Annotated in this window: 19 protein-coding genes and 1 tRNA gene; 14 read left to right on the forward strand and 6 right to left on the reverse strand. The window is 59.4% G+C overall.

Annotation, left to right across the window (positions count from 1 at the left end; all coding sequences use genetic code 11):
* The first annotated feature begins 48 nt into the window (after positions 1–48).
* The 6 genes from NH396_RS07795 (at position 49) to NH396_RS07820 (ending at position 6,070) form a co-directional block, all read left to right on the forward strand.
* The gene (locus tag NH396_RS07795; protein ID WP_176676523.1) at positions 49–753 is read left to right on the forward strand and encodes an SPOR domain-containing protein; all 705 of its coding nucleotides are present in this window, start codon (positions 49–51) and stop codon (positions 751–753) included.
* The gene (locus NH396_RS07800) at positions 750–1,475 is read left to right on the forward strand and encodes a CvpA family protein (RefSeq protein WP_176676524.1); all 726 of its coding nucleotides are present in this window, start codon (positions 750–752) and stop codon (positions 1,473–1,475) included. The genes NH396_RS07795 and NH396_RS07800 overlap by 4 nt, the downstream gene beginning before the upstream one ends.
* 246 nt (positions 1,476–1,721) lie before the next feature.
* Positions 1,722–3,236, forward strand: coding sequence for an amidophosphoribosyltransferase (gene purF, locus NH396_RS07805; RefSeq protein WP_176676525.1), 1,515 nt, complete (start codon positions 1,722–1,724; stop codon positions 3,234–3,236).
* A gap of 234 nt (positions 3,237–3,470) precedes the next feature.
* Positions 3,471–4,685: an O-succinylhomoserine sulfhydrylase gene (locus tag NH396_RS07810; protein WP_176676526.1), complete on the forward strand. Its 1,215-nt coding sequence runs from the start codon at positions 3,471–3,473 to the stop codon at positions 4,683–4,685.
* 177 nt (positions 4,686–4,862) lie between these two features.
* The gene (locus tag NH396_RS07815; protein WP_176676527.1) at positions 4,863–5,405 is read left to right on the forward strand and encodes a cytochrome b; all 543 of its coding nucleotides are present in this window, start codon (positions 4,863–4,865) and stop codon (positions 5,403–5,405) included.
* A gap of 65 nt (positions 5,406–5,470) precedes the next feature.
* Entirely contained in the window at positions 5,471–6,070 is a 600-nt protein-coding gene (locus tag NH396_RS07820; protein ID WP_043336921.1) for a YceI family protein, read from the forward strand.
* 199 nt (positions 6,071–6,269) lie between these two features.
* On the opposite strand, the gene NH396_RS07825 is transcribed toward NH396_RS07820, so the two are convergent.
* The gene (locus NH396_RS07825) at positions 6,270–6,887 is read right to left on the reverse strand and encodes a LysE family translocator (protein ID WP_176676528.1); all 618 of its coding nucleotides are present in this window, start codon (positions 6,885–6,887) and stop codon (positions 6,270–6,272) included.
* A gap of 694 nt (positions 6,888–7,581) precedes the next feature.
* Complete coding sequence (locus tag NH396_RS07830; protein WP_176676529.1) at positions 7,582–8,448, reverse strand: 2OG-Fe dioxygenase family protein; 867 nt, start codon at positions 8,446–8,448, stop codon at positions 7,582–7,584.
* 694 nt (positions 8,449–9,142) lie between these two features.
* On the opposite strand from NH396_RS07830, the gene NH396_RS07835 reads away from it, so the two are divergent.
* Positions 9,143–10,933: an EAL domain-containing protein gene (locus NH396_RS07835; protein WP_253062717.1), complete on the forward strand. Its 1,791-nt coding sequence runs from the start codon at positions 9,143–9,145 to the stop codon at positions 10,931–10,933.
* Positions 10,934–11,330: 397 nt separating this feature from the next.
* Here the strand turns inward: NH396_RS07835 and NH396_RS07840 are convergent, their stop codons facing one another.
* Complete coding sequence (locus NH396_RS07840) at positions 11,331–12,254, reverse strand: LysR family transcriptional regulator (protein WP_176676530.1); 924 nt, start codon at positions 12,252–12,254, stop codon at positions 11,331–11,333.
* Between the two features lie 223 nt (positions 12,255–12,477).
* On the opposite strand from NH396_RS07840, the gene trpB reads away from it, so the two are divergent.
* Both trpB and trpA read left to right on the forward strand, forming a co-directional pair.
* The gene (gene trpB / locus NH396_RS07845; protein WP_176676531.1) at positions 12,478–13,719 is read left to right on the forward strand and encodes a tryptophan synthase subunit beta; all 1,242 of its coding nucleotides are present in this window, start codon (positions 12,478–12,480) and stop codon (positions 13,717–13,719) included.
* A 126-nt stretch (positions 13,720–13,845) separates the two neighbouring features.
* A complete protein-coding gene (gene trpA / locus NH396_RS07850) occupies positions 13,846–14,685 on the forward strand; it encodes a tryptophan synthase subunit alpha (protein WP_176676532.1) in 840 nt (279 codons plus the stop codon).
* 163 nt (positions 14,686–14,848) lie between these two features.
* Here the strand turns inward: trpA and NH396_RS07855 are convergent, their stop codons facing one another.
* Positions 14,849–15,841: an alpha/beta fold hydrolase gene (locus tag NH396_RS07855; RefSeq protein WP_253062719.1), complete on the reverse strand. Its 993-nt coding sequence runs from the start codon at positions 15,839–15,841 to the stop codon at positions 14,849–14,851.
* Positions 15,842–16,259: 418 nt separating this feature from the next.
* Between NH396_RS07855 and NH396_RS07860 the strand changes: the two genes are divergently transcribed.
* Positions 16,260–16,336: transfer RNA gene (locus NH396_RS07860), tRNA-Arg, on the forward strand.
* Between the two features lie 291 nt (positions 16,337–16,627).
* Here the strand turns inward: NH396_RS07860 and NH396_RS07865 are convergent.
* Complete coding sequence (locus NH396_RS07865) at positions 16,628–17,797, reverse strand: glycosyltransferase (protein ID WP_176676582.1); 1,170 nt, start codon at positions 17,795–17,797, stop codon at positions 16,628–16,630.
* Between the two features lie 312 nt (positions 17,798–18,109).
* Here NH396_RS07865 and NH396_RS07870 point away from each other — a divergent pair, with 312 nt between their 5' ends.
* A complete protein-coding gene (locus NH396_RS07870; protein ID WP_176676583.1) occupies positions 18,110–19,051 on the forward strand; it encodes a methyltransferase domain-containing protein in 942 nt (313 codons plus the stop codon).
* 81 nt (positions 19,052–19,132) lie between these two features.
* Positions 19,133–20,188, forward strand: coding sequence for a methyltransferase (locus NH396_RS07875; RefSeq protein ID WP_176676584.1), 1,056 nt, complete (start codon positions 19,133–19,135; stop codon positions 20,186–20,188).
* 60 nt (positions 20,189–20,248) lie between these two features.
* On the opposite strand, the gene NH396_RS07880 is transcribed toward NH396_RS07875, so the two are convergent.
* Positions 20,249–20,611: a GreA/GreB family elongation factor gene (locus tag NH396_RS07880; RefSeq protein ID WP_253062758.1), complete on the reverse strand. Its 363-nt coding sequence runs from the start codon at positions 20,609–20,611 to the stop codon at positions 20,249–20,251.
* An 81-nt stretch (positions 20,612–20,692) separates the two neighbouring features.
* Between NH396_RS07880 and gmtY the strand changes: the two genes are divergently transcribed.
* On the forward strand, positions 20,693–22,021 hold the full coding sequence (gene gmtY / locus NH396_RS07885) for a gamma-mobile-trio recombinase GmtY (protein WP_152478282.1): 1,329 nt from the start codon (positions 20,693–20,695) through the stop codon (positions 22,019–22,021).
* Positions 22,008–23,312 carry a VPA1269 family protein gene (locus NH396_RS07890; protein WP_253062721.1) on the forward strand — a complete coding sequence of 435 codons (1,305 nt, stop codon included), beginning with the start codon at positions 22,008–22,010 and terminating at the stop codon, positions 23,310–23,312. Before gmtY ends, NH396_RS07890 begins: the two co-directional genes overlap by 14 nt.
* Positions 23,313–23,422: the final 110 nt, after the last annotated feature.

Here is a 23,422-nt window from a genome sequence, read left to right on the forward strand (position 1 = left end):
GCAGGCCGGCGGCGGGTCCGGGATTTCGGGTGCAAGGGAGATGTCACAATGAAATATGGCAAACGCGAGCGAATCAGCGGTGCGGTCATCCTGCTGGCGTTGGGGGTGATCTTCATCCCGATGCTCTTCGATGAGCCGCCGGCCCGTGATGAGCGCCCGAGTCCGGTGATGACGCTTGGCAAACCGGTGGATATCGATCGCTCCAACGTCGATGAGCCGCAGCCGCCCAGCGAGCTGAAGATCGGCACGGATGTGCCGATCACCTTCGTCGACAGCAACGGCAAGGTGCGGGACAGTGACCCGGGTGCTGGCAGTGACAGCGGTTCCGAGTCCCCAAGCCGTGTCGCCGAGGCCGAGCAGTTGTCGCCGACCCGCTCTGTGGCCAGCAGCGAGCCGCAGTCAAAGCCAAAGCCGGAACCGGCACCCGCTGCCAAGCCGGAGCCCAAGGCTGAACCCAAGCCCGCGCCCAAGCCTGAACCGAAGCCTGCGGTGGCCTCGAATGCGCCGTCGTCTTCCGCCGGTGGCTGGGCCGTGCAGGTCGGCAGCTTCGGTGACCCGGCCAACGCCGAGCGTCTCCAGAAGGAACTGCAGGGCAAGGGGTTCGCGGCATACCGGATTCCGCGTGGCAGCAAGTTGACCGTTGTCTTCGTCGGTCCGTATAAGTCCTCCGAGATCGGTGAGTCCGCACGCTCGCGCCTGCAGCAGCAGGTTAATATCAAGGGCCTGCTGGTACGACGCAAGGAGGGTGAGTGAACGAGCTGGTCTGGATCGATTGGCTATGTCTGGGCCTGATCGGGATCTCGGTACTGCTGGGGCTAATGCGGGGCCTGCTCAGCGAGGCCCTGGGCCTGGCGGGCTGGCTGGTGGCTCTGGTTGCGGCACGCCAATTCGGCGCCGAGGTGGGTGGCCTGCTCGATGAGGTGATCGTCTCGCCGGGCATTCGCACCGCAGTCGGCTTCGTGCTGGTGGTGATCGCGAGTGTGTTGATCTGGGGGCTGATGCTGCGCCTGCTGGAACGCTTGATTCATGCAGTCGGCATGGGCGGCTTCAATCGTCTGCTCGGCGGTGTGTTCGGTGCCTTGCGTGCGGCGGTCATACTGGTGCTGATCACCGCCGTGGTGGGGCTGACCCCCCTGCGTGACAGCGCCGACTGGCAGGCCGCGCAGTTGCGGCCGACGCTTGAGCAGCTGCGCGACTGGTCTTTGGCTCGCTATCGTGAATGGGATACGGGCGGTGACTGGGGCCAGAGCGTGTCGCTGCCGGATTCCACCAGCGGCACCCGGCTCAAGCAGCAGGCCAGCGGTCTGATCGACAGCGCCCAGCGAGAAGGGCGTGCGTTGAGCGACAGCCTCAGCCAGCAGGCGCTGCAGTCGTTCACGCGCCAGGATGCCACGCAGGACCAGCCCTCGCTGGAGGCGTTGCTCAGGGGCAACACCGCTGACGAGGCCACAAGCCGCAATGCGGGTGATGAGTAGTGACAGGCAGGATTTTCAGCGCCGGGCATCGTGGCCCGGCGTTGTCGTTTTCAGCATTCGGCACGTGTTGCTGAAGCCTCATGCCGGCCAGTCGAAGGGGTTGACCCATCGGTCAGGTGTTGCCTGCATGGGGGGCAGGCCTGACAATTGCGCCGTGTGAGCACTCATATTGCCATATGGACGGGCGCCGGCAGCCGCCAGCGTGCGCTTCCCTATCCAAGTGTGTATTAGTGAGGTAATGACGGGATGTGCGGGATTGTAGGTTTGATGGCCAACGCCTCGGTCAACCAGGCGCTGTATGACGCGCTGACCGTATTGCAGCACCGCGGGCAGGATGCCGCGGGCATGATGACCTGGCACGAAGGTCGTTTCCTGCTGCGCAAGAGCAATGGTCTGGTGCGTGATGTCTTCCGCACTCGTCACATGCAGCGTCTCAAGGGCAACATGGGGATCGGCCATGTTCGCTACCCGACCGCCGGTTCCTCCAGCGAGGCGGAGTCACAGCCGTTCTATGTCAACTCGCCTTACGGCATCACGCTGGCGCACAACGGCAACCTGACCAACTCCGACCAGCTCAAGCAGGAGTTGTTCTCTTCTGATCTGCGTCACATCAACACCAGCTCCGATTCGGAAGTGCTGCTCAACGTCTTCGCGCACGAGCTGGGCAAGCAGGGCATGCGTCTGGGCGCCGGTGATGTGTTCGATGCCGTGCGTCGTGTGCATCGTCGCTGCAAGGGCGGCTACGCGGCTGTCTCGATCATCAACGGCACTGGCCTGGTCGCTTTCCGTGATCCGTACGGTATCCGTCCGGCGTGTTTCGGCAAGCGTGACTCCGCCGAAGGCGTCGAGTACATGATCGCCTCCGAGTCCGTGGCGCTCGACGTCGCCGGCTTCGAGCTGATCCGTGATCTTGCCCCGGGCGAAGCGGTATTCATCGATATGGAGCGTGAGCTGCACACCCTGCAGTGCGCGGATGACCCAGTCCTCAAGCCTTGCATCTTCGAACACGTCTACCTGGCGCGTCCTGACTCCCTGCTCGACGGCGCCTACGTCTATGGCACCCGCATGCGCATGGGCGAGAAGCTGGCCGACAAGATCGTGCGTGAATGGCCGGAACAGGACATCGATGTCGTGATTCCGATCCCCGATACCTCGCGCACCTCCGCCCTCGAGCTGGCCCAGCATCTGGGAGTGACTTACCGCGAAGGCTTCATGAAGAATCGCTATATCGGCCGTACCTTCATCATGCCGGGTCAGACACTGCGCAAGAAGTCGGTGCGTCAGAAGCTCAATGCCATCGATATCGAGTTTGCCGGCAAGAACGTGCTGCTGGTGGATGATTCCATCGTACGCGGCACCACCTGCAACGAGATCATCCAGATGGCGCGTGAAGCGGGCGCCAAGAATGTCTACTTCGCCTCGGCAGCCCCGGCGGTTCGCTACCCCAACGTCTACGGCATTGACATGCCGGCGGCGGAAGAGCTGATCGCCCATGGCCGTACCGAGAAGGAGATCACGGACCTGATCGGCGCTGACCGTCTGTTCTATCAGGACCTCGATGACCTGAAGGACGCCTGTCGTGAAGTCAATCCGGCGCTGGATGAGTTCGATTGCTCCGTGTTCGACGGTGTCTACGTGACCGGCGATATCGACGAAGCCTATCTGAACGACCTGCGTGCCTCGCGCAATGATGGCGCCAAGAGCGCTGGCGAGACCCACGCGGTGGTGGATCTGCACAACGATTCGGAAGATATCGACTGATCCGGCTGCCTGTCATCCTCGGCAGGCAATCACGCGATGAGCGAACCGCAACGGGCTCCGGAGAAATCCGGGGCCCGTTGCGCGTTCAAAACCGGTAACATTGGCGCATCGCTTTTCCTTCTCCTTGCTGTCGACGCGACCGAAATGTTGAAGACGCGACATGTCACAGCGGCGCGTGACGCTGGATCGTGATTCACAGGGCAGTAGATTCCATCAGTAGAGGTACTGGACACCATGCACGACGACAATCTTTCCCGCGCCGGTCTTTCCCGCGATGAGCTGGGCCTCGAGACGCTCGCCATCCGTGCCGGTCACCTGCGCGGTGCCGAGCAGGAACACGGCGAGCCCATCTACACTACCTCAAGCTTCGTCTATGGCAGTGCCGCTGAGGCCGCGGCCAAGTTCGGGGGCGATGAAGCTGGCAACATCTACTCGCGCTTCACCAATCCGACGGTGCGCTTCTTTGAGGAGCGCCTGGCGGCGATGGAAGGCGGTGAGCGTTGCGTGGCGACCAGTTCCGGCATGGCCGCGATCATGTCCACCGTGCTGGCATTGCTGGAATCCGGTGATGAAATTGTCGCATCGCGTTCCATCTTCGGCTCGAGTGTCAGCCTGTTCACCAAGTACTTCGGCAAGCTGGGCATCACCACCCGCTTCGTCGAACTGAAGGATCTGGACGCCTGGCGCGAGGCGATCACGCCGGCCACCAAGCTGTTGTTCGCCGAGACGCCGTCCAATCCGCTATCCGAGCTCGGCGATATCAAGGCATTGGCGGCGCTGGCCCATGAGAATGATGCCTGGCTCGCCATCGACAACTGCTTCTGTACGCCGGCCCTGCAGCGCCCGCTGACGCTGGGTGCCGATATCGTCATCCACTCCGCCACCAAGTATCTCGATGGTCAGGGCCGGACGCTGGGTGGCGCCGTGGTCGGAAGCTCCTCGTTGATGGAGGAGGTCTATGGCGTGGTGCGGACCTGCGGGCCGTGTCTGAGCCCCTTCAACGCCTGGGTCTTCCTCAAGGGCCTGGAGACGCTGAACATTCGCATGGAAGCCCACTGTGCACGCGCGCTGACACTGGCACATTGGCTGGAGGCGCATCCGGCCATCGAGCGGGTGCATTACTCCGGGCTTGAGGGTCATCCGCAGCATGAACTGGCCAAGGCCCAGCAGAAGGCCTTCGGTGCAGTGCTGGGAGTGGTGGTCAAGGGCGGCCGCGAGGCGGCCTGGTCTGTGGTCGATGCGACGCGCATCCTGTCGATCACCGGCAACCTGGGTGACGTGAAGACCACCATCACGCACCCGGCCACCACGACTCACGGTCGCCTCAGCGATGACCAGAAAGCGGCCGCCGGCATCGAAGAGGGCCTGCTGCGTATTGCCGTCGGTCTGGAAGATCTCGATGACATCAAGCGTGATCTGGCGCGCGGGCTTGATCGTCTCGCGAGCTGAGCCCCGTAACGCCTGCTTTGCATACCAACGCCCGGTTCTGCCGGGCGTTGGTGTCTCTGGACAATTTCCCCCGGTGTTGCCCGCAAGGGTTGGCGTCCGTCCGGGCACTGGTTAAGCTCTTGCTCAAAGAACCTGCCAGCTCGATGGTCAGGTGGAGACTGTCATCAGGAGCACTTCATGTGGCGTAACTCTCGACGGGGCTGGGGCTGGCCTGTCATCGTGATGCATTGGCTGTCGGCGCTGGCCATCGTCGGGCTCTTCGCGCTGGGCTGGTGGATGACGTCGCTTGGCTATTACGATGCCTGGTATCAGCTCGGCCCGTGGTGGCATCGCTCGGTCGGGGTGATATTGCTGGTACTGACGCTGGCGCGGCTTGCCTGGCGCTGGCGCCAGACGACCCCGCAGGCTCATGGTACGCGCAATGAGCAGCGCGCTGCGCTGGTCGGGCATGTGCTGCTCTACGTGCTGATGCTGGTGGTGATGATCTCGGGTTACCTCATTTCCACCGCTGACGGGCGTGGCATCAAGGTATTCGATCTTTTCGAGGTGCCAGCAGTGATCTCGGGGCTGAAGGATCAGGCATCGCTGGCAGGTGAGGTGCATTGGTATGCTGCCTGTGTGCTGATCATCCTGTCGCTGGGGCATGCGGCGGCAGCATTCAAGCATCACCTGCTGGATGGGCAGGACACGTTGCGGCGCATGATTCGGCCGCTGCGCTGACGAAAAGGAAGGCGTTGGGTACGCTCGAACGCCAGATGTGACGAAACCTCATAAGGAGCACCAACATGAACAAGACATCCTTCCTCGGCAAGTCACTGGTGGCAGGTCTCATGGCGGCGTCGTTGCCGCTGATGGCGGGTCAGGCACAGGCCTCCGATTACACGATCGATACCGATGGCCAGCACGCCTTCATCCAGTTCAAGATCAGCCATCTGGGCTATTCCTACGTGCTGGGGCAGTTCAAGGAGTTCAGCGGTGATTTCTCCTATGACCAAGGCAAGCCGGAAGATGCGAAGGTGTCGGTAGAGGTCGATGTCGATAGCCTGGACAGCGCCCACGCCGAACGCGACAAGCACATCAAGTCGGCCGACTTCCTGGATGTCTCCCAATATCCGACGGCGACCTTCACCTCGACCGGCTTCGAGTCCACTGGCGATGGTTCCGGCAAGCTGAAGGGTGACTTGACGCTGCACGGCCAGACTCAGCCCGTGACCCTGGATGTGGATCATATCGGTGGCGGTGAAGACCCGTGGGGCGGCTACCGTCAGGGCTTTGAAGGCACTACCACGCTGAAGCTTGCCGACTATGGTATCGATACATCCAAGCTTGGTCCGAATGCGGCCACCGTCGATCTGTACCTGGTCATCGAAGGTATCCGCCAGTAAGGACGGCAAGTGCAGGCAACTGATGCTTACTTGAGCTGTCAGCGTGCACTGACGCCGTGGATTGATGGCAAGCGCTGTGCAATCCCACCCCATACCTCTCGACAAAAACGCCCCTGCCAATCGGCAGGGGCGTTTTTGTTTGTGCAAGGCGTTCGTGTTTGTGCAAGGCGCTCGTGTCACATGGAGTGTCGTTCAGGCGTCAGCCGCGCAATGCCAGATAGCCGCCCGCTCCGATCATCAGGCCGCCGGCGCTGCGATTGAGGCGTTTGACCGCCTTCGCCGAGCGCAGATAGCGGCGGACACGGCCCGCGAGATAGCCCACCGGTACCACGCCCAGCAGCAATGCGCTCAGGTTGAGTCCGGCGGCGATCACGATATCGCTGCCGGACAGCTGGGTGATATCCATGAAGGTGGGCAGGAAGGCGATATAGAACAGGATGACCTTGGGGTTGGAGGCCGAGATGAGAAAGCCCTGCAGAAACCCTTTCCACCAGTTGCCGCGTAACCTGGGAGCATCAGTCTCATCCAGCGTCGGTGAGCTCGTCCATAACTGGTAGCCGAGATAGAGCAGGTAGGCGGCGCCCAGGATACGGATGACCACGAAGACCTCGCCCCAATGCGTGGCCAGTGCCGACAGGCCGAACACCGCCGCCAGCATGTAGCAGACATCACTGAGACTCATGCCCACGGCCATCGGCACGCAGGCATTGCCACCCTGGCTCATGCCGCGCGCCAACAGCGCCAGGATGCCAGGCCCGGGGGTGATGCCAAACAGGAAGATGGCAATGAAGAAGGTCAGCCCGCTTTCAAAGGTCATGAGAGGTCCCTGATTTATAGAGGGGAGGGCAGCGCCGCCACAGCGACGATGCAAACAAGCGCGTCGCGACGACAGGCGAGAGTGCCAAGCGCGAGACACCAGAGTAATGCAAAGCGCGGCGGTGCGGGAGAGCAGAACAAGAGGAAGGGATGAAGGAGGAGAAAGCGAGAACAAGGAACGGCTGAAGAGATCAGAATGAAGAGAAGAGAGAAGAGAGAAGAGAGAAGAGAGAAGAGAGAAGAGAGAAGAGAGAAGAAGGAAGAATCGGGTAACAGGACAGATGCATGATTCAAGGCAAGCGCGAAGCGGGCGCACTGTGGCATATGAAAGCGCCAGCCGGTGGCCCGGCTGGCGCTGGGTGCTGCACATGCACGTTTTCGTCGGCGCGCATCTTGTGACAGTGCGTCACCTGATGGCAGGTTCTCCTTCTTCTTTCCTGTGTCTGTCGCCATGAGGCTCGGGCGCTCAGGTACTCAGGCACTTGGGTACTTAGATACTCAGGTACTCTGGCACTTGGGTACTTAGATACTCAAGTACTCTGGCGCTTGGGCGCTCAGGGATGCAGGCGCTCAGAACAGGGTTTCACGTATCGGGGGGCATCGGCATCGTGGCTTCTGCGCGGCGGGGCTTCAGATGAGACGACGCCGCAAGTTGCGATGCGTCTCGCTGCGATGGCTCGCGAGCAATCCGTTGCTCACTCACAGTCGTTGAGGACGGCGTCCGGGAAATGACGACGCAGCATGCGGTTCTGGAACTCGTCGATGAACGAGCAGTTGATGATGATGATGAAGCGCTCGAAGTGCTCGCCGGCGTTCTCCTGGGTGATGGAGCTGACACTGTGGAACAGCTGGTCATCGTGGATATGCAGGACCTCGCCCGGTGCCAGTTCCGTGGTAGTCAGCAGCTCTTTGCCTGCCTTGTCCTGATAGAGGGTGTTGATGGCGCCGCTGACATTCTCGCGATTGAGCACCAGGATGCTCAGGTACTTACAGCCATCGGCGTGGATGCCCTGGCCCTGGAGAGGGTCGATGGTGCCATCACCGCGCACGCCGGTGATCTGCATCAGGATAGGCTCACGTGGGCCGATACCCCACATGTCGGCCCAGGCCTTCACGAAGGCGCGCACATCCTCGCGCTCGGTGAAGCTCTCTTCCAGCGGTGCGTAATAGCGCAGACGGTCAGCCATGCTGGCGGCGTCATTGAACTTGCCGCCCTGTGCCATCGGACATTCGCCCAGCGTCTCGACCTCATGCTGGTCGTTCAGGTGCAGCCAAGACATGCGCTTCCAGCGGGTGTTGACGTAGGGGTCACGCGGCAGGTCCTTCAGGAAGCCCTGCCAGGCCTCGAGGTCGATCTGGGAGGTGATGGAAGCCTTGCTCCAATGCTGGCGTGCCAGCTCCTCGTGGACTGCCTTCGGCCAGTACTGCGAGGCAAGCGGCAGGCGCAAGGGGGCGGTGTCCGTCTTGGGGGCCGGGTAGTGCTCCACCAGGCCGCCCTGTTCCAGGGTGATCTTGCGGGAAGAGTCGGCCAGTTGACGTACGCCACGATTTGCGATGTTCATATGAAATTCCTCGACGTTTTGTGCGCTTGGGCGCAGATGGAAGGTGTTGCGTTGGCAACGTCGAGGAGAATGGGAAGGTGCGCACGAGATAGTCAAACCCGTACCATGGCGGTAACACGCTAATCTCGCGAAGTATCATCAATATGGGTACATGGCCAATATCGAGGTGTGAGTAATCTAATCGACTGGTACTATGTAAGTCATTAGCGCTATTCTTCGCCCTTTGCAGACGAGCCGCGCAACGCAGGTTCAGGCCGTCTGGCACTGAATGAAGCGTTGAGGATAATGATCGAGAGGCGCTGCAAGACGCTGGGTTTACGCGCAGCAGACCCTTAGACTTTTCTCATGACGACAAGAACTCGTTCTGTGTGTGAGAGAACTCGTTCGAAGTGACATTCCGTCACGAGTTGATCTGCCCCGCCGAAGTCCGGCGAACAGGCGAAGGACGGCAGCGGAGGTATCCTTCAACATGGCTAAAGGGTTCCGCCAGGTCAGCAGGGCCGTCGGAATATTGTGCTCTCGTCCCGTCACCATTGCCGTGGTACTGACGTTGATGGTGGTGGTGATGTGGGGCCAGAGCATGCTGGGTCGATGGCCAACCGCGTTACTGATGGTGATTCTTGGCGCAACTGCGGGCATCATGCTATCTCGCAAGCGTCAGGTGTCACATCATCAGCATACGCAGGAGGCGGTCATGCAGACGAGTATGGTTGGCCTCTCGACCAGCAAGGGACTTCCCGTCAGTGATCAGCGCTTTCGAGAGCTGCTGGAAAGTCTGCCGCGCGTCGCCGTTCAGGGTTATGACAGCCAGCGCCGCGTCATCTACTGGAACGAGGCCAGCGAGCGGCTATACGGCTATAGCGAGCAGGAAGCTCGTGGACGATGCCTGGAAACTCTGGTGATCCCGGAGACGATGGCAGATGTCGTGGTGGACGCACACCATGCCTGGGTCTCTCAGGGTATCGAGATCCCCTCCAGTGAACTTGAGCTCAAGCACAAGTCAGGCGCCCCCGTGCCTGTCTTTTCCCACCATGTGATGCTGGGAGAGCGCACTGACAACCCGCTGATGTTCTGTATCGACATCGATCTGGCGGGGGAGCGCAAGGTCCAGCGTGATCTGGATTACATGACGCGTTTTGACCCCCTGACGGAGCTGCCCAATCGCCAGACCTTCGAGAGCGAGCTCGGTGAGGCGCTCAGTGAATGTCAGCGTCATGACGACACCCTGATGGTGCTGTTTCTCGATATCGATCATTTCACCGAGATCAATGACACCCTCGGTTACGAGATGGGTGACCGCGTCATCCGTAGCGTGGCCAAGCGTCTGCAGGGCTTCCAGCGCAATCAAGATCTGCTCTCGCGCTTTGGTGGCGATGAATTCGTGCTGGCGATGCCACGACTGGATTACGAGAGTGATGCCCTATCGGTGGTCGAGCGCATTCGTCAGGACTTCCAGCGACCCTTCGAGATCGAAGGGCGCCAGTTGCTGCTGCGCATGAGCATCGGCATCAGCCTGTATCCCGAGAATGGGAGCGAGGCGGCCGAGCTGGTGCGCAATGCCGATGTCGCCAAGCATCGTGCCAAGCTGGCCGGGCGCGATGGCTATCAGTTCTTCAATCAGGAAGTCCGCAATGAGATGCTGCATCAGCACCATCTGGCCGGACGTCTGCAGGCGCTGCTGAATCAGGATGGCGGTGGGGAATTGTCGCTGCATTATCAGCCGCAGGTGGCGGCGCGCAGTGAGCGCATCGAATCCTTCGAGGCGCTGCTACGCTGGCATTCTCCCGAGGGTTATATTCCGCCCTCCGACTTCGTGAAGGTCGCCGAGCGCACCAACCTGATCGAGCGTCTGGGAGACTGGGTCATCCGCCAGGCGTGTCGTCAGCAGGCCGAATGGCGTGCCATGGGACTGAAGGGCTACCGGATCGACATCAACATCTCCGGACGCCAGGCCATCAGTTCGGACGTCTTCACCCGCCTTGAGGCCTATGTCGAGGAATACGGACTGACCCCGCGGGACATCGGTATCGAGCTGACCGAGAACGTGTTGATCGATGCCGATATCAAGGTGCGCGACAGCCTGCGGGCGCTCTACGACCGTGGCTACAAGATCGCCATCGATGACTTCGGCACCGGCTATTCCTCGATGAGCTATCTCAAGTTGTTGCCCGTGACGGCGCTCAAGATAGATCGCTCCTTCGTGATCGAGTGCGCCCAGGAACCCAAGGACCGCGCCATCATGGAGGCCACGGTCTTCCTCGGTCATCGCCTCGGGCTGGAGGTGGTCGCGGAAGGGGTCGAGAACGAACAGCAGCTGGAGTTGTTGCGCGAGATGCGTTGTGACTTGATCCAGGGCTATTACTTCTACAAGCCGATGGCGGCCACGGATATTCAGCGTCTGTTACTCGGCGGCAACAATCCGCCGAATCGCGCCTCGGGGGCCCTCGCCTCGGACAAGGGTGCTGCAGCCCCTGGCTGTCACTGATACCGATCGTAATGCGAGCGATTGATGGTGCTTCTCCAGCAAAGGTCTGTTGCTGTTTGGGCCCTTTTTTGTTCGCGGACTAAAAGATATGATGCTGACAGTTGAAGCGCGTCAGGCCGTCACTCTTCATCTCGAGTCCTCCATCTCGGATAAGGACTGGTCACCTGACGTGAAGTCTTCGAGTCGAGCCTGCCATGGCTCCTCGATCATTTCTGCCGAGGATGGCTGCGTCGTTCAATGCGCAGGGCTGTTCGCCCATCTTCGCTTCCAACCTGTGCTGCAGGTTGCGATGGTTCCTTGAGCGGATTCACGATCTTTCCGGCGTTATCCTTTGGATACATGGCCGGGCAAGCCAGTCCTTGTGACTGGCTTTTTTTATGCCCGTCACAAAGTGTGGCTAGTGAGGCGGAGTCGTCGCCAGCTCCCGGGCGAGCCATTCGCCCAGCGCTTCGGCATGCGGATGGCGAGCACGAGCGCGGCCGACCTGTGGCAATGTCAGTGTCAGGCATGCCTCGGTCTCGACGAAGCCCCAGGGGGCCACGAGGCGCTTGCTGCGCAGGTCTTCCTCCACCAGATAGTCCGGCGCGATGCCGACGCCCAGCCCGACCAGTGTCGCCTCGAGCAGGTAGTTGAGGTGCTCGAAGCCTTGCGCGTAATCAAGCCCCTCACTGGATAGCCCCTGGCGTGAGCACCAATCCGGCCAGGCTTGCGGGCGTGATCGGGTATGCAACAGGGGCAGGCCCAGCAGTACCTCCGAGGAAGGGGGGCTGGAGGCCTTGCCCAGCCACTCGCTGTCGGGCCGCAGGACAGGGCCGATGCGCTCGGTGCCCAGTACATGCGTTTCCTGATGATCGGCGTCATCAAAGGGCGGCGTCTGGAAGCGCAGGACACCGTCCACGCCATTGCGCAGTCCTTCGTTGTCATCACTGGCGGTCAGGTGCAGCTCGAGTTCCGGCAGAGCGTTCTTGAGCGCCCCCAGCCGGGGAATGAACCAGCGTGCCAGAAACGACCCCGGGCAGCTCAGTACGAAGGGCGCCCGCGCATCACTGCGGGCCAGTGCCCCGCACACGCGTGCCAGACCGCCAAGATGATGACGGGTCGCGGTCGCCAGCTCACGGCCGGCCTGTGTCAGTGTCAGGCCACGCCCGGCACGATCGAACAGGCGTGTGCCGAGTGCGTCTTCCAGCTGGCGGATCTGACGGCTGACGGCGCCGTGGGTCACATGCAGTTCCTCTGCGGCGCGCGAGGCGCTCTCATGGCGAGCCGCCACATCGAAGGTACGCAGGGCATTTAGGGGAGGCAGTAGCTCGGTGCGCTCCATGGTGTGTCTCCTGAGCAAGTGCTGGACGTGTCATTGGCAGGGAAAGGGTGGATGCGCGGCAATGACCGTCTCGACTATATGTGAGGTTTTCTCACACATCTTGGCGATTTTATCGTTTTTCTTCCAGTGCCTGCAGCGCTAGGATGATCACCATATCGCTGGCCCCGCAGATGCCTTGCGCAGTATGTGAGACCAGCCACTGACATGATTCGAGGAGTTCAGCATGAGCCAGACGACTGCTACCCCCAGCCTGCGCCAAGGGCCTGATGCCAAGGGTTTCTTCGGTGATTTCGGCGGCCGCTTCGTTGCCGAGACGCTGATGCCGTTGATCCTGCACCTGCAGCGCGAGTATGAAGCCGCCAAGCAGGACCCGGCATTCGCCGAGGAGCTGGCTGGCCTGTCCGCGGACTATGTCGGTCGCCAGAGCCCGCTGTATTTCGCCGAGCGCCTGACCGAGCAGCTGGGCGGCGCCAAGATCTATCTCAAGCGTGAAGACCTGATGCATACCGGGGCTCACAAGATCAACAATGCGCTGGGCCAGGTACTGCTCGCTCGCCGCATGGGCAAGCAGCGGATCATCGCCGAGACCGGTGCCGGCATGCACGGTGTGGCGACTGCCACCGTGGCGGCGCGTTTCGGGCTGGAGTGCGTGATCTACATGGGTTCCACCGATATCCATCGCCAGCAGCCCAATGTGCAGCGCATGCAGCTGCTGGGGGCCAAGGTCGTGCCTGTCACCGCCGGTGATGGCACGTTGAAGGACGCCATGAACGAGGCGCTGCGTGACTGGGTCACCAACGTCGATGACACCTTCTACATCATCGGTACCGTGGCCGGGCCGCACCCGTATCCGCAGCTGGTGCGTGACTTCCAGTCCATCATCGGTCAGGAAGCCCGCGTGCAGCTGCAGGAGAAGGAAGGGCGTCTGCCGGATTCGCTGGTCGCCTGCATCGGCGGCGGCTCCAACGCCATGGGCCTGTTCCACCCGTTCCTCGATGACGAGAGCGTCGAGATCATCGGTGTCGAAGCCGCTGGTGAAGGCCTGGAAACTCCGCGTCATGCCGCCAGCCTCAAGGGCGGCCTGCCAGGCGTACTGCATGGCAACCGCACCTTCCTGCTACAGGATGAAGAAGGTCAGATCGGCGACGCGCACTCCATCTCCGCCGGTCTCGACTATCCGGGTATCGGTCCGGAACACGCATGGTTGCATGACATCAAGCGTGCCGAATATGTCGCCGCGACCGACCAAGAAGCGCTGGACGCCTTCAAGATGCTGTGCCGTCTGGAAGGCATCATTCCGGCGCTGGAGTCCTCCCACGCGCTGGCGGAAGTCATCAAGCGTGCGCCGGGCCTGCCGAAGGACCACCTGATGGTGGTCAACCTGAGCGGCCGTGGTGACAAGGACATGGCCACCGTGACTCATCACCTGGCCGACGAACTGGGCCTGAACCCTGACGGCGAGTAAGTCCGGGTCTGTCACGTGTTGCCCGGCGTCAGGTTCGTCAGTCGCTGATCGAATCTGAGCGCCCCATGTCTTCTTTGCCTGCAGGTGTCATCGATGCCTGCAGGCCAGCAAATTCGGAGTCTATTGATGAGCACTTCCGCTATCGACACTACTGCCAGCCGCCGTCTTGACCGTCGTTTCGCTGCTGTGCGCGCCGAGAATCGTGCCGCGCTGGTGACCTACATCACTGCGGGCGATCCCGGCTACGATGCCAGCCTCGCGACCTTCCTCGGCATGGCGGACGCCGGCGCCGATGTCATCGAGCTGGGCATGCCGTTCACGGACCCGATGGCCGATGGCCTGGCCATTCAGCATGCTACCCAGCGTGCCCTGAAGGCCGGTCAGACCATGGACCGCACCCTGGCGATGGTCAGCGAGTTCCGCAAGCGCGATCAGGACACCCCCATCGTGCTGATGGGCTACTACAACCCGATCTATCGTCGTGGCGTGAGCCGTTTTCTCGAGCAGGCGAGCGAGGCCGGTGTCGACGGCCTGATCGTCGTCGATCTGCCGCCGGAGCACGATGACGAGCTGTGCGTCCCGGCCAGCGAAGCGGGCATCAGCTTCATTCGCCTCGCCACACCGACCACCGACAGCGAGCGCCTGCCGGGTGTGCTGGCCAACACCTCGGGCTTCCTCTACTACGTCTCCAGCAATGGCGTGACCGGCGGCGCGGCACCGACTGCCGAGAAGGTCGAGGCCGAGGTCGGTCGTATTCGTGAGCATACCGATATTCCGGTCGCGGTCGGCTTCGGTATCCGTACCGCGGAACAGGCAGCACGTATCGGGCGCTTCGCTGATGGCGTGGTGGTCGGTTCCGCCCTGATTGACCTGCAGGCCAATGCCGAGACGCCGGAGCAGGGCACTCAGGCAGTGCATGCCCTGACCCGTGAATTGGCAGACGCCCTGAAGACCGCGCGTCAGTGATCATTGGCTAGCGGCCAGCATGCCCCTCGCAGGGGCGATAGTTAGATAGATAGACAGCAACGCCTCGAACCCTGTTCGGGGCGTTGCTGTTTGTAGGGCACGCGCTATCGGAACGACGCGGCGTGTCACGTCCATCGCCTCGTTCTTACTCCCACTCTTGCTTTCATTCTTGTGAAGCGCGCGCTGGCAGGATCTCGGCCAACCAGTGTGCTATCCGCCCACGTACCTGCTCACTGTCGTGCCATTGCAGCAGCAGGTGGGGGGCCTCGGGCAGGTAATGTATCTCGAGCGTATCGCGTGAGGCGCTCGGCCAGTCGTTGACCAGCCGCTCGATGGCCACACGGGGCACGGTGTCATCACGATCACCGTGAAGCAGCAAGGTGGGTGGCAGCCGTGTGTCAGCAGAAAGCGCCGCGATGTCATCGCTGGCGTGATCCGTGAAACGTATCAGACCGTAATAGGCATCAAGGCGCACGGAATGCACGACGCGGGAATCCTCGGCCAATCGCCTGGCGGCCACGGGCTGAAGTTCTCCTTCGGGGTACCTGCGTGGCACCTCCACGCTGGCCGCGGGGATCAGGTGCGCCGCTGTCCAGAGCCCTGCGTTGTAAAGATAGCGCCAGCGGATGCCACCGCGGACGCCCGGGGCAGCGAGCAGGCTGCCATCGATCGACAGCGCCGGGTGGTGGGCGAGGGCATTGAGTATCACCGAGCCGCCCATGCTTTCGCCTGCCACGATCAAGGGGAGGTTCGGATGGCGCTGGCGAAGTACCGTGATGGCGTCCATCAGGTCCTCGACCAGCAACGGGGACTCCGGCCATCGCCCTTGCTGGCAGGACTCCCCGAAACCGCGTTGATCATAGGCGTAGGTCACGATGCCTTGCCCGGCCAGCCACGGACCCAGATCGGCATATGCCCGCCGGAAGTCGCCGTAGCTGTGCAGGCCAAGCAGCATGGCGCGTTGAGGGGTTGCCTGCGCAGGTTGCCAGGACTCCCATGCCAGCGATGTGGCGTCGCGGGTCACGAGATGGGATGAGGTGGAGGATTCCTCAAGGTAAGGAGCCTGGTGGATGTCATTGGCCGCAAGGTAGTGCGGGCCGCATCCCGATAGCAGTATGCAGAGTGTGACTGACACTAAGGGCAGCAGAGCGTTCAAGGAGTGGCTCTCCATGGCGAATGGCGTGATGTGTGTACTACGCCCGAGGCTTCCGTGTGGATCATGCTGTCAGGTATCTGAAGTCTGAGCTGTCAGTGTTGTGGGAGTGAACGCGCTCGATTCAAAGGCCTGAGTGGCGCTCGAGAGCCGGATGAAGATCGACGCCAGTGCCGATCGAATGACGCTGGACTCATATTCATCGCATCGCAGTGGGTTACTATCACTGAGACATAGGCCGCTTCATGAGGCTGTCTCAGTCAGTCAAGGAGCATGACACCGAAATCAGGCGTCGAGCATGCCATCAGGTTATTGATCCGGTGCCTCAAGCATGTAGCTGATGACAGGAGCGTGATGCAGGCGGCGCAGCAATTGCCGGGTTTATCTCGCCACTTCAATGGCTTATACTTCCGCTCGCTACGCCCCCTTAGCTCAGCTGGATAGAGCGGCCCCCTCCTAAGGGGCAGGTCGCAGGTTCGACTCCTGCAGGGGGCGCCAGCAATCCCACCTTATGGACGATGTTGTCAGTTCTGCCTTCTGCGTCATCGCCTTGTCGTCTTTTCTGTACCGCTCGTTGCGTGCTCGGCCCTGGCCGTGAGCGGCTTCAGGCTCGCCTCAAGAGCTGTCGCACTTGGTCTTCCTGTCCGATTACTCGATTCACAATGTTCTGGCTCTTTATCTGGACATCGCATCGTCGTGTCTGTCGATCGCTTTGTCACTCAATCGTCGCAGGAAGGCGCAAGAACAAGCCCTGCAGGAAAGTCTCTCGATAAATGCAGGGCGTTGGTGTCAGCGGGAGTCTGATGTCACGGCATCAGTGGGCAGGGACAGAAACTCCTGCATGATGCGGGTATCGCGGAAGCGTTCGATCAGCTCCGGGTCCGAGTCGAGTGCTGGCGGGTTGGCGAGGCCTTCGCGAATCTTGGCTGCCAGCGCCTCGATGGAGTCTTCGGAGATCAGACGTGCCTGATCATGGATCAAGACATTGCGAATGCCGCCGGGGACATCCGGTGCCACGCATGGCGTGCCACAGCACATGCTCTCCACCAGCACGATGCCGAAGGCCTCACTGCGTGAACTGAGCACGAACAGGCGGGCGTGCTTCATCCATGGGTAGGGGTTCAGGCGGCTACCGATCAGGTGGACCCTGTCGCCGACACCCAGCTCGCGGATCAGTGCTTCGGTGGCTTCCCGCTTGGGGCCATCACCCACGATGACGAGGTCTTCCTCGATACCTGAGGCGAGGTATGCCTTGATCAGCACATCCTGGCGCTTGACATCCGAGAGGCGACACACCTGCACCACGTAGGGGCGGGAGGGCAGTTCCACCTCTTCCTCTGCCATGGCGGCGATGGCATCCAGGTCACAGACATTGCCGATGGTAGCCAGTCTCGCCGCCTGGATGCCGTGATGGTCCAGCAGGTTTTCCAGTTGCTGACGCACATTGTCGGTATTGCACACGACCTGTTTGCCGCTATACAGGCGGCTCAACAGGAAGCGTTGTCGCCAGCCCTCTTTCAGATCGCCGGGCCATGACACCGCCACCTGCCACAGGCGAGGGTCGCGCCACGACCAGAAGGTCTCGAAGGCGCCCTGGCCGCGCGTGATGACCCGATCGAGCGGGCCGTATTCCTTTTCCAGGCGCGCGACGAAACGGCGTAGGTAGTGACCGCCGTAATAACCTCGCCAGACGTATCCTGAGCCCTTGATCCAGGGGGTCAGCAGCAGGCGGGTGAACAGGTCGTAGAACAGGCCGATGCCCGTCTTGCGAAATGCCTTGTCAAAGTCGACCTGATGAAGATGCACGCCGGCATCCGGGACGAGCTCAAGTTCACCCTTCAGTACCAGTACATGAACCTCATGGCCTTCGCGGTGCAAGACATTGGCGAGATTGACGGTATTGCGTTGGATGCCGCCGATGTTGAGCTTGCGGACGATTAGCAGGACGCGTTGTGTCATGGCTGAGGTCTATGTCGGAAGTGGAGTCGATGTGCACAAGTCAGTCACGTTGAAGCCTTGGCTGCTCAAGTCGATCAAGTGTCGGTCTTTCTCTGCCCCATGACCGCTTTCCTCGCCATGCGCCGTTCCTTGGCCCTTCGATGCAGGCGCCATTCTACGCCGATCCCTTTGGCGGAGGAAATGCGTGGCGACGGGCCGTCAGCGGCATCAGATCGCGGTTCATCCGCGCCGAGAAGTGCCTTTGGCGAGTGAGTGAGGCATTATCTGCACCATCGCAACGTCAGTTCTTTCTCCTTCGCCAAGATATTCTTCATGCCTGAGCCGAAAACCTCGTCCCGTGCTGGCGCTTCCCGCGTTCGCCGTGCCACCGCTGATCGTCATTTCGACGGTCTGGCTGACAAGTTCGAACGTGGTTTCTACACCACGGAGCGCGGTCGTGTTCGTCTTGCGCTGACCCAGCGCCTGATGGAAGAGCGTTTCTCGCATTTGCCGCCTTCCCCGGTATTGGAAATCGGTGCGGGGCTCGGGCAGACAGCCCACTGGTGGCTCACGCGTGGGCACCATCTCACGCTGGTCGAACCCTCAGGCGAGATGCGTGAGCGCGCGAAACGCTTCCTGAGCACTGCCGCGCCGCAAGGCCAGGGGCTGTCCGCTGGTACGACGGCTGATCCCTCCCGGGTGGCCCAGGCGGCGTCAGATCCGCAAATGCCAGGTCAAGCCGACGCGCTGACGAGTGATGAGCCGTTTGCGGGGCGATTGGTCTGGGAGGGACGTGATCTGCAGGGCTTCGCCGCCGTGACTGACCAGCAGTGGCCGGTGGTAGTGTGTCACGCCGTGCTGGAGTGGCTGGTCGATCCGCGAGAAGGGTTTGCATTGCTCGCGAAGTTGCTGGCGCCCGGCGGTGTCATGTCACTGAGTGTCTTCAATCGCGATGCGCTGGCGTTTTCCAATGTCAGCAAGGGCAATTTCGACAAGGTGCTGGAAGGGCGCCTGGCGGGCTGGGGTACCGGCAAGCGCTTGACGCCCATCTCACCGCTTCGCGATGGCGAGATACGTCAGTGGGCCGCAGAGGCGGGGCTTGAGGTGCGCGAGCTGACCGGGTTGCGCGTCTTCCACGACTATCTGCGTTCACGCGACCCGCTGAGCGAGGCTGACATGCAGAAATTGCTGGCGCTCGAATGCCAGCATTGGCGCACGCCACCCTTCGTCTATCTGGGCCGCTATCTGCACTATGAGCTGGTGCGTCCAGCCTGAGGCGGCGCCTGCACAACCGTATTGTTTCGATATCCGGCGCTCTCGCCGTTGTCCGTATCTTCTTGCCCTGTTGGAGTCTTCATGTCTGCTCAAACCCCCGCCTGTCAGCTGCTCGAGCGTCAGGACAGTGATTTCCGTGATTGGCTGTGGGTCGCTGCGCCGCGTGATGACTGGTGGCTGTCATCGGATCGTCAGCGGCGTGTCTGGGGGCATGATACCGGCATCGTGAATGCCGCGCGGGAGGCTGGGCACCGGGTCAGCCACGCGGTGTCCTTCGCCGAGGCGCGAGCTGACGACACCATCACGCAAGCCGCAGGTGCCATCGTGTTCTGGCCCAAGGCGCACGCGCTGGGCGAGTGGTGGCTGGTGGCGCTGTGCCAGGTGTTGCCGGCCGGTACGCCAATCAAGGTGGTGGGCGAGGTCAACGGCGGCATCAAGCGCGCTGAGCGCATCCTCAAGGCGCTGGGAATGACGGCGCGCAAGGACGATACCGCGCGCCGTTGCCAGCTATGGTCATCCGCCACGCGTGAGTTGACGCCCGAACAGGCCGCCAGCAGTGAATCTCCACTGGCAGTGGCTGGACAATGGACAGAAGGTTGGGGCGAATTCGAGGCGCTGGAGATGCGACTGACCAGCCATCCGGGGCTTTATGGCAATGCCAAGCTGGACCCGGGAACCGCGCTGCTGCTGGAGAACCTGCCGACCCGTGGCTACAAGCGCGCGCTGGATATCGGGGCGGGTGATGGCATCATCAGCTGCTGGCTGGCGCGTCACGGTGCGCGCGTGATGGCGGGCGATGTCAGTGCCTTCGCGGTGGAGGCGACCCGTCGCAGCCTGGCGCTCAACGGGCTTGAGGCGGACGTACGCCTCAGCGATGTCTTCGCGGCGTTCGAGGGGGAGCGGTTCGAGGCCATCGTGGCCAATCCGCCGTTCCATCATGAGCGCGATATCGATTACGGACCGGCGGCGCGCCTGATCAGCCAGGCACCGGATCACCTGATGCCCGGCGGCACCCTGACGTTGGTCGCCAATGCCTTCCTGCCGTATCCCGATCTGCTGCAGGCGGCCTTCGGCGAGTTTGAAGTGCTCGCGGAAACGCGCCAGTTCAAGGTCTATCGTGCGCGCAAGGCGCGCTGATTCCCTGCGACCTGAGCCTCTGCGGCCTGATTCCCCGCGGCCTGATGCCCAGCTCGCCGCTTACGTTTCCGGCGACTGATAGCGGATGGCCGTGATGATGTAGGTCGTCTCACCACCCGGTGCGGCCACGCTCACCTCGTCATCCAGCCCCTTGCCCAGCAATGTTTGGGCAAGGGGCGCATCGACGCTGATCCAGCGGCGCGGATTGTCGGTCTCGTCAGGGCCGACGATGCGGATCTCCATCTCCTCTCCCTGCTCGTCCTCCAGCGTCACGAAGGCCGCGAAATAGACGCGCTCCAGATCCGCGGGCAGGCGATCGACGACCGTCAGCTCATCCAGGCGTTTCTCCAGATAGGCAATCTTGGCGATGGTCTGATTGAGCGCCTTCTTGTTGTAGGTGTAAAAGAACCCCTTCCTTCGAATACTATTTCCAAGGTGTTTTTTATTGACGACTGAAGGTTTTTGGTCTAGACATGAAAACAACCCCTAAAAAAGTACTATCTGATGCCCTTCGCACATAAGGTCCAAGTCCGCTACGTGGATGTGGCTAGCGGTAATGTTTACTTGTTGCCGGCTGTTTATACTGAAAGTGGAGTGATTGCATCCCACCTCAGATACTTGGCCTGGTTCAGTTACAAAAGTGAATCTTGGAAAGAAAGGTCAGTTTTTTCACTTCGGCTTTTGATTTCTTATATAAATTCGTTGAGTGGCGAGATTAGAGCCATTGACTTATTGAAATCATTCACCCGTTCTTTAGTAACAGGGACTATTGATTATGAAAGCTGTAACGACCCTATGGGGTTGTTCTGGCCCCCGCGTTCAACATTCGATGTGAACAATATTTTGTTTCATATAACACACTATACGGATTATTTGGCCAGGCAGCCTGAATATGAGGCCGCTCGTATAAATCCATTTTTAAAAGCAACGGGTTATGAAGAAAGGTTAAATTGGTGCGCATACTATAATAGAAATGCCAATGTTTTTCTCAATCACTTAAAGAAAAGAGCGGACGCCTATTTGGAAGTTGGGCGAACGAGAGCCGTGGCAGGGTATCGCGATCCTAAAATAGATAACGATAAGGTGGTTAAATTTCCTGATGACATGGTGGATGTTCTTTTGCAGGAAGGGTTTAGCAACTCTGGGGGAGTGAACTACAAATATCAACTAATGACCATGTTAATGAACTATGGGGGGTTGAGGAAGAGTGAGTTATTTCACCTTTACGTTTCAGATATCACTGTGCACCCTGAGCGAAGGGACGAGGCACTGGTTAGGGTGTATCACCCAGAGTATGGGAAGTCACCACTGCCGGATTATAAAAATAGAAGAGAATATCTTCTTGCAGAGACGCAATATAAGCCAAGAAATTCTTACCCGCTAAGCGAGCGGCTTCATGCAGGGTGGAAAGGTGCTCTTCTTACAAGCAGTGCTGGTTTTTTTGAGGTGATTTTTAATCCACCTAGCATGGCGAAAACCTTTTTAGCAGTTTGGGTGAAGTATCTAAAATACCAAAGAATGGAGCCTGCTGCCAGCTTCCACCCATTTGCATTTACTAAAAAAGATGGCGGGCCTGAAACCTTAAAAAATTTCCAGCGCGCTCACAAGAGAGCCGTAGAAAAGATTGGCTTGGTATGTAAAAAAGAGTTCGGCACGACCGAGCATGGACACAGGCATGCATATGGTTATAGAGCTAGAAAATTTGGTTTGAGTCGGGTTGAAATACAAAAATCCATGCATCATAGAAGCCCTGATTCTTGCCTGGTTTATATTAAGCCAACCAATGAAGATATAAGAGAAATAATGCGAGGTGTTGCTGATGAAGATGCGTAAGCTTAAGATGCTTAATGTGGATGAGGATGTTCTTAAGCTACCTAAAGCGAATTTTTCTCTGCACGAAATGAAGCTTCTTTGCAAGAAGCATGGGATTAGCAACTCTTCTGAGTACAAGAAGCGATATAAGGAAGTCCCGGGATTGGTTGCTCATCCGGAGAGGATGTTTCCGGATGAGTGGGTTAGCTATAATGATTTTTTTGACATCCCAGAATTCTATACCTACGAAGAAGTTGTTTATAAGATTAAAGGGAAGGGGATAAGGTCTCAGTCAGAATATAAGAAGTATGTCAAAGACCTCGGCGACCCCAGATTTCCATTTGACCCACAAGGCGCGTATGCAGAAAGCTGGAAAAACTGGTACAAGTTCTTGGGGAAAGAAGAGCCATTCAATGTAGAGTTTATCCTGCCGGAATTTAAGCAGTGGCGCGTAAAGATAGATGAGTTTATGAGGCAGGCGCTGGGGGGAAGCTCGAAAAAATCCTATCTATGTAGGTTTGTGAGAGTTTATATTGAGAGGCATGATGGAAGTAAAAGTCCTCAGGAGTTTCTAACAAAGCAAAAAGTAAATATAAAACCATTTAGAGATGAGCTGGAAAAGTTCTCAACAGACAATATGAGAAGAAATGTCATACTGTCAGTAAATGAATTTTTTGATTATATCATCGGGTCTGATTTGACTGTGGAGGATGAAGAGACTGGAGAAGTGTTCAGGCTGATGGATGCCCGAAATCCATTTGAGTTTATGTTGACCGACTCTTATGTGTCTTCGCCTGGAAGAAGCGAGTCAACCAAACCTTGTCTTCAGTATCACTTTGTCAGGAAGGCCCAGTCATGGATTATTCCAGAGTCAGCTAGAAGTTTTCGTGACCTTGCACATCTTCATGAGTTCGATTCGGACTGGGTGAAAGTAGAAAGACATATTATTGACAAAGATGACCCAGACTGCGTTTACAAGAAAGCAGGGCCTTTCTGGTATCTATGGGTTCCGACAGACTGGGTGCACACCTTTGCTTTGACAAAGGTTCCTCTTCGAGGAAGGCAGATCGCTTATAATGATTCGGGTGAGGCTGACGAATATATACCTGTAATTAAGGATGCTGGAGGAGTGGCGTGGGTAAAGAATCATGCCGAAATGGCAGGGATGACTAAGTCGCAGTCTTTTGTTAAGCGCTATCCCGATGACCAGATTGGGATGTTTGTTACAACTAATAAGACATCGTCCAATAATGGCGGTTACTCCATACCATGGATGCCGGAAGATCTTGCATACTTGTCGGGTTCCGTCTGATTGACTATAGCTTGCGTAAACAGCTCAGGTCGTTCGACCTGCCACTCCTTCATTGCTGCTATAGGCGCTTTGTGGTGTAGTGCTCTCTGAGGAATGTGGTGGTTATAGAG

The organism is Cobetia sp. Dlab-2-AX (assembly GCF_024124625.1).
Taxonomy (GTDB): Bacteria; Pseudomonadota; Gammaproteobacteria; order Pseudomonadales; family Halomonadaceae; genus Cobetia.

Excerpts from the sequence above, each read along its gene's own strand:
- NH396_RS07795 (WP_176676523.1), top strand. The coding sequence starts at position 49 with ATGAAATATGGCAAACGCGAGCGAATCAGCGGTGCGGTCATCCTGCTG.
- purF (WP_176676525.1), top strand. The coding sequence starts at position 1,722 with ATGTGCGGGATTGTAGGTTTGATGGCCAACGCCTCGGTCAACCAGGCG.
- NH396_RS07810 (WP_176676526.1), top strand. The coding sequence starts at position 3,471 with ATGCACGACGACAATCTTTCCCGCGCCGGTCTTTCCCGCGATGAGCTG.
- NH396_RS07815 (WP_176676527.1), top strand. The coding sequence starts at position 4,863 with ATGTGGCGTAACTCTCGACGGGGCTGGGGCTGGCCTGTCATCGTGATG.
- NH396_RS07820 (WP_043336921.1), top strand. The coding sequence starts at position 5,471 with ATGAACAAGACATCCTTCCTCGGCAAGTCACTGGTGGCAGGTCTCATG.
- NH396_RS07825 (WP_176676528.1), bottom strand. The coding sequence starts at position 6,887 with ATGACCTTTGAAAGCGGGCTGACCTTCTTCATTGCCATCTTCCTGTTT.
- NH396_RS07830 (WP_176676529.1), bottom strand. The coding sequence starts at position 8,448 with ATGAACATCGCAAATCGTGGCGTACGTCAACTGGCCGACTCTTCCCGC.
- NH396_RS07835 (WP_253062717.1), top strand. The coding sequence starts at position 9,143 with ATGCAGACGAGTATGGTTGGCCTCTCGACCAGCAAGGGACTTCCCGTC.
- NH396_RS07840 (WP_176676530.1), bottom strand. The coding sequence starts at position 12,254 with ATGGAGCGCACCGAGCTACTGCCTCCCCTAAATGCCCTGCGTACCTTC.
- trpB (WP_176676531.1), top strand. The coding sequence starts at position 12,478 with ATGAGCCAGACGACTGCTACCCCCAGCCTGCGCCAAGGGCCTGATGCC.
- trpA (WP_176676532.1), top strand. The coding sequence starts at position 13,846 with ATGAGCACTTCCGCTATCGACACTACTGCCAGCCGCCGTCTTGACCGT.
- NH396_RS07865 (WP_176676582.1), bottom strand. The coding sequence starts at position 17,797 with ATGACACAACGCGTCCTGCTAATCGTCCGCAAGCTCAACATCGGCGGC.
- NH396_RS07870 (WP_176676583.1), top strand. The coding sequence starts at position 18,110 with ATGCCTGAGCCGAAAACCTCGTCCCGTGCTGGCGCTTCCCGCGTTCGC.
- NH396_RS07875 (WP_176676584.1), top strand. The coding sequence starts at position 19,133 with ATGTCTGCTCAAACCCCCGCCTGTCAGCTGCTCGAGCGTCAGGACAGT.
- gmtY (WP_152478282.1), top strand. The coding sequence starts at position 20,693 with ATGCCCTTCGCACATAAGGTCCAAGTCCGCTACGTGGATGTGGCTAGC.
- NH396_RS07890 (WP_253062721.1), top strand. The coding sequence starts at position 22,008 with ATGAAGATGCGTAAGCTTAAGATGCTTAATGTGGATGAGGATGTTCTT.